At 72.8% G+C, this 2745-nt stretch carries 2 protein-coding genes; both read right to left on the bottom strand.

What is annotated here, in order from left to right; genetic code table 11:
* Positions 1-138: 138 nt before the first annotated feature.
* Positions 139-837: a TetR/AcrR family transcriptional regulator gene (locus FV234_RS25615; protein WP_238272260.1), complete on the bottom strand. Its 699-nt coding sequence runs from the start codon at positions 835-837 to the stop codon at positions 139-141.
* Between the two features lie 211 nt (positions 838-1048).
* Positions 1049-2647: a glucan biosynthesis protein gene (locus tag FV234_RS25620; RefSeq protein ID WP_246686314.1), complete on the bottom strand. Its 1599-nt coding sequence runs from the start codon at positions 2645-2647 to the stop codon at positions 1049-1051.
* Positions 2648-2745 lie beyond the last annotated feature (98 nt).

Below are 2745 nucleotides of genomic sequence, written 5' to 3' on the forward strand. Positions count from 1 at the left end.
CCGCCGGGCTGCCCGTTCCATCCGCGCTGCCCCGCCGCCATCGCCGTCTGCCGGACGGAGCTGCCGCTGCCCCGCCCGGTCGGAGCCGCGCACACGGTCGCCTGCCATCGGGACCGGGGGGCGTTCGGGTAAGGGCGGTCAGCCCGCCGCCTGCCCCCGCGCCGCCGCATCCGCATGGATCGCCCGGAACAGAGCCGGCGCCCCGCACATGAAGACGGACACGTCGTCGGCGAGGATCGGGCCGACATCCTCGGGCGTCGGCAGGTTGTACACGTACTTGCGCACGGCGATGTAGAACACCTTGCCGTGCAGCGCCCAGACCGCCTCGATCTCGCGCTCCTGCAGCGGCAGCGCGTCCGGCGGTTCGAGGCCGAACTCGGCGCGCAACTCGGCGCAGACCGGCAGGATCAGGGCCTCGCGCACGATGGCGAGGTAGCGGGGGGTGATGTCGACCGAGCGAAGGCCCGCGAAGACGAAGATCCGCACCCATTCGTAGTCGAAGATCCGCGCGGCGTATTCGCGGTAGAACTGGACCAGCCGCGCCTCGAGCGGCCGGCTGCGATCCCGCACCATCGGTCCCCAATCCGGGTTCCAGCGGGCGACGAAGACCTGGTCGTAGACCCGTTCGATCAGGGCCTCCTTGGTCGGGAAGTAGCGGAAGATCGCCGAGTGGGTGATGCCCATACGCGCGGCGAGCTCGCGGGTCTGCCCGGCAAAGCCCTGCTCGGCGAAGAAGCGCGTGGCCGCCTCGACGATCTGCCGCTCGCGCTCGGCGGCCGGCAGGTGACGGCGTCGGCGCGGCGCCGGTTCCGCCGCTTGGGAATCGTCCTCGTCCACCCTAGCCCCGCTTCGAAGCCGACCTGATTCGCGATACTCGGCCGAGCTTGTCGGCATCGACGCACCGAGAGCAACCTTTGGTCAGTTGTAGCTGCCGGGCTGCGTTCGGTTTCACGCCAGGGTTGCGGCTACGGGCTGACGTGATGCGAACGCGGAGCCGTGCATCCCGCTGGCGGGGAGAGGGGATGACCCCGCCCCCGTCAGCTGGGGCTCACGCCGACGCGTCCCAGGTCTCGCTGATGCGGCGGCCGCCGCGAGTGAGGTGCGCGCGCAGCACCACGTCGCCCGGTGGCAGCGCGGCCGGGGGGCGCCACTCCACGTAGATGCGCCAGCCGCCGGTCTGCGGCACCGGCGCGGCGACGGGGTCGTGCATCGTTCCGGCGCTGGCCGAGACCTCCGCGCCGACGCCCGCACCCTCGGCGTCGAGGGCGCCCTGGGGCAGGTCCGGTCCTGCGAAGTCGATGCAGTACAGCCGCCGCCCGGCGATCGGCGGGTCGACCGGACGCAGGCGGTCGGGCGAGCCGACGCGGGTCGAGACCACGCGGGCCAGCGTGCCGGGCAGAGCCGGGACGGGCTCGGCGCCCACCGTGGTCAGCCCGTAGGTCAGCGCGATCGGGTGGCCGGGGCGGACAGGCGCGTCCGGCACGAAGGCCGCCACGATGTTGTCCATGTACTCCTCGACCGAGGGGATCTCGAACAGTTGCACCTGGCCGGCCGCGAACACGTCGCCGGCCCGCGGCAAGGCGCCGGCCGCGACCATCTCGAGCTTCGGAGCGCCGGGCTCGACCCACAGCCCCGGCCGCGCCTCGTGCCGCGCCTCGACGTCGAGGTAGGCGGCAAAGTTCCGCTCGCGCTGCATCAGCCCGAAGCCCGAGAGCGGCGCCGCGCGGAAGGACGAGATCTGCGGGCTCGGCCGTCCGTTGACCAGCGGGCGCCACAGCTGGTCGGCGCCGGCGCGCACCACCAGCCCGTCGGAATCGTGCACCTGCGGCCGGAAGTCGTCGAAGGGTTTCGCCCCCCGCGCGCCCGGCCCGTTCTGGCCGTGCAGGAACATGCTGGTCAGCGGCGCGAGGCCGAGCTGCGGGATGCTCTTGCGCGGGTGGAGCGAGGCCGTGACCTGGATGCGCGCCGGATCGCCGGGCGTGATGTCGAAGCGGTAGGCGCCGGCCAGGCTCGGGCTGTCGAGCAGCGAGAGCACGGTGATCGTGCGGGCGTCGTCCTCGGGCTCGCAGATCCAGTGGGCGGTGAAGTCGGGGAACTCCTCGCCGGTGGAAGACCCGGTGCCGATGGCCGCGCCCCGGGCCGAGAGCCCGTATTCCTGGCCCTCGCCGCGCAGGCGGAAATAGGAGGCGCCGAGGAACACCAGGAACTCCTCCTGGAAGCCGCGCGGCCGCCCGGGCGGCGTGTCGCTGGCGGCGAAGTGCAACCGGAAGCCGGCAAAGCCGAGGCCGGCCGGGAAGCTCTGGCCGGCCAGCGCGGTGCCGAGGTCGAACAGGCCGGATTCGTAGGCGATGGGATGCGCTGGCCCGGCCTTCGGCTGCACGAACAGGGCGCAGCGCTTGCGCTGCAGGAAGCCGCGGTGGAACAGCTGCGCGCTGAAGTGTCGCCCGAAGCGCAAGGACGCGGCCGGGCGGAACACGATGGCGCGGTACTGGTCGTAGGTCAGCCCGGCCAGCGCCGGCGGCAGGTCTTCGGGGGGCGCGACGTAGGGTGCGCCGGCCAACCGCTCCGCGAGGCGGGCCACCGTGGCGAAGGTCGTCGGCCCGTCCGTCACCGCCTGGGGCTCCTGTGCCTTGGCCTCTTGCGCCATCGTTCGGGCCTCATTCAGATCGATGACGCTAGGAACGACGCTGCCGACCATCGCGGTCAGGGCCGTGCGAAGAACGCGGCGGCGGGAGGGGGATACGC

This window comes from Methylobacterium sp. WL8 (genome assembly GCF_008040045.1).
In the GTDB taxonomy this organism is placed as follows: domain Bacteria; phylum Pseudomonadota; class Alphaproteobacteria; order Rhizobiales; family Beijerinckiaceae; genus Methylobacterium; species Methylobacterium cerastii.